Annotated in this window: 2 protein-coding genes; both read right to left on the bottom strand. The window is 70.7% G+C overall.

Going from position 1 to position 3118, the window contains the following annotated elements; translation table 11 throughout:
* Positions 1–66: 66 nt before the first annotated feature.
* The gene (locus E3T28_RS11810; protein WP_134431364.1) at positions 67–1095 is read right to left on the bottom strand and encodes a phosphoribosylaminoimidazolesuccinocarboxamide synthase; all 1029 of its coding nucleotides are present in this window, start codon (positions 1093–1095) and stop codon (positions 67–69) included.
* A 606-nt stretch (positions 1096–1701) separates the two neighbouring features.
* Entirely contained in the window at positions 1702–2970 is a 1269-nt protein-coding gene (purD, locus tag E3T28_RS11805) for a phosphoribosylamine--glycine ligase (RefSeq protein WP_134431361.1), read from the bottom strand.
* Positions 2971–3118: the final 148 nt, after the last annotated feature.

The raw sequence follows: 3118 nt of genomic DNA, 5'->3' as shown, positions 1-3118 counted from the left end.
CGCGCTCCGCCGAGCCGCCGCGCGCCGGGGACGCGCTCCGCCGAGCCGCCGCGCGCCGGGGACGCGCTACGCCGAGCCGGCCCCGGACGCCGCCTGCGTCAGACGCTCCAGCAGCTGCCGGTAGCGGGCCGCGGTCTGCTCGATGATCTCGACCGGAAGCGCCGGCGGCGTGCCGGTCAGGTCCCAGTGGACCGTGAGCCAGTCGCGCACGATCTGCTTGTCGAAGCTGGACATCCGTTGTTCCGGGGTAGCGCCGGACTGCCAGAGGGCGGCGTCCCAGTAGCGGCTCGAGTCGCTGGTGAGCACCTCGTCAGCGAGAGTGATGACGCCCGTGACGCGGTCCGCGCCGAACTCGAACTTCGTGTCGGCCAGGATCACTCCGGCCTTCTCGGCGATCATGGAGGCGCTGTCGAAGATCTCCAGCGACCGGCGACGCAGGTCGCCGGCGACGGATGCTCCGACCAGCTCCACCGTGCGCTCGAACGAGATATTCTCGTCGTGCTCGCCCAGCGGGGCCTTCCAGGCGGGGGTGTAGATGGGCTCGGGCAGGCGGTCGCCGTTCTGCAGGCCGGCCGGCAACGGGATGCCGCACACCGTCTGGGTGGACTGATATTCCTTCCAGCCCGATCCGGTCAGGTACCCGCGCACGACGCACTCGATCGGGAACATGTCCAGCGTTTTACAGAGCATGGCGCGGCCGGCGACGGCCGACGGGATCAGGCTGGTCACGGCTCCGTTGATGGTGTGGTCCGGCACGAGGTGGTTCGGGACGCCCGCGAGCTGGTCGAACCACCAGAGGCTGAGAGTGGTGAGCAACTCGCCCTTGCCCGGGATGCCGGGCTCGAGCACATGGTCGAACGCGCTGACGCGGTCGCTGGCGACCACGAGCACGCGCGTGGCGGTCGCGAGGTCGGCTGCGGCATCCGTGCCTCTGGCTGTGCCCGGAGTTGCGCCCTGCGTCGTACCCGGGGTCGTGCCCTGTCCCGACGGCTGCGACTCCGGAACGTAGAGGTCGCGCACCTTGCCCGAGTAGGCGTGGCGCCATCCCGGCAGGGCGAGCGGGGCGGATGCGGCGGGCTGGTCGAGTGCGGTCACGGCTATATTCTTGCGCACCGGCTGGTGCCCGCGCCAACGCGGTGCCGTCCCACCTGCTGGCCCTGCCGCCCGACTCGGATCACCTGCGTGGGGCTAACTCAGGAGAATTGCGGCGCCGATGCCGCCCGTCCCGGTGTTCACCGGTGTTTCACGGGTATTCTCAGCCCGCGCCGAAGGGATCTCCTGAGTCAGCCACAGAGACGGACGGTGGGGCAGGCGGGTGAAGCCGGTCGGCAGCAGCGGCCCGGCCGCCGCACGGTGCATGACTCCTGCGATTCGCGGCCCGGCAGCTGATCCGCCGCGTTATTCCGGGCCTCCGCCGAAACGGAGCGCGAAATTGCAGGAGTTATGCGCGTCGCGGGCGGGGAACCGGGCGACGGGGCCGGATCTGGCGCCCGCCTCCGCCGCGGCAACTCAGCCGACTCAGGCAACTCAGCCGACTCAGGCAACTCAACCGACTCAGCCGACTCAGCCCAACTCAGCCCAACTCAGCCCAACTCAGTCCGACTCAGTCCGACTCAGGCAACTCAGCTCGACTCAGGCAACTCAGCCCAACTCAGTCCGACTCAGCCCAACTCAGCCCAACTCAGCCCAACTCAGTCCGACTCAGCCGGCGACCTGGGCGGCGATGTCGGTGCGGTACTGGGAACCCTCGAGCGAGATCTGGGCGAGGGCCTCGTAGGCGCGGGCGCGGGCATCCGTGAAGCCGTCGCCGATCGCGACGACACTGAGCACCCGTCCACCGGTGGCGACGAGGGTGTCGTCGATCACGGCGGTCGCCGCGTGCGCGAGGGTGACGCCGGGCACGGCGGATGCCGCGGCCAGGCCGGTGAGGGCGCGTCCGGTGACCGGCGCATCCGGATAGTTCTCGCTCGCGAGCACGACCGTGACGCAGGCGTCCGTCGAGAATACCGGGCGGGCCAGGCCGCCGAGACCGCCGGTTGACGCCGCGAGCAGCAGCCCCGACAGCGGCGTAACCAGCCTCGGCAGGACCACCTGGGTCTCCGGGTCGCCGAACCGGGCGTTGAATTCGATCACCCGGATACCCTCAGTCGTCAGAATGAGGCCACAGTAGAGCAAACCGATGAACGGGGTGTCCTCGGCGGCGAGCTGGCGCACCGTGGGCAGCGCGATCGTTTCGATGACCTCGTCAACGAAGGCCTGTTCGCTGCCGAATTCGGCGTCGAGCCAGGGCAGCGGCGAATAGGCGCCCATGCCGCCGGTGTTCGGGCCGAGGTCGCCGTCGCCGAGACGCTTGTAGTCCTGGGCGGGGGAGAGCGGCAGCACGCTGTGGCCGTCGCTGAGTAGGAAGAGGGAGACCTCCGCGCCGTCGAGGAACTCCTCGATCAGAACGCCGCCGTGCTGCAGCCAGAAGGTGGCGTGCGCGAGCGCGGCGTCGCGGTCCGAGGTGACGAGCACGCCCTTGCCGGCGGCGAGGCCGTCGGCCTTGACCACGTAGGGGGCACCGAATTCGTCGAGCGCGGCCGTCGCTTCGGCGAGCGTTTCGACACGTTCGGCACGGCCGGTGGGCACCTGCGCGGCATCCATGATGCGTTTTGCGAAGGTTTTGCTGCCTTCGAGCGCGGCCGCAGCCCGGCCCGGACCGAAGACCGGGATGCCCCGCGTGCGCAGAGCGTCGGCGACCCCGGCGACGAGCGGGGCCTCCGGCCCCACCACGACGAGTTCGATTCCGTTGAGATTCGCGTAGTTCGTGACCTGCTCGGGGTCCGCCGGGTCGAGCGGAACTACCGGCACATCCCGGGCGATGCCGGCGTTGCCGGGCGCAGCCACGACGTCGTGCTGAGGCTCCTCGCGGAGCAGCGCGGTGATGATGGCGTGCTCGCGGGCACCGGAACCGAGGACCAGAATCTTCACCCCGTCAGGTTAGCGGATGCCGCCACACCCCGCCCTGGTGGGGTGCCCCGGCTGCCCGGGGTCGCGCCGAGTGCCCGCGGCGCCGAGGGCCCGGGGCGCCCGGGGCCCCGGAGTGCTGCGCGGGCGCTGCGCTGGTGCCGCGCCGCTG

This window comes from Cryobacterium sinapicolor, assembly GCF_004403465.1.
GTDB lineage: Bacteria > Actinomycetota > Actinomycetes > Actinomycetales > Microbacteriaceae > Cryobacterium > Cryobacterium sinapicolor.
The sequence above is the reverse complement of the archived record's forward strand: the minus strand, read 5'-3'. Positions and strand labels throughout refer to the sequence as shown.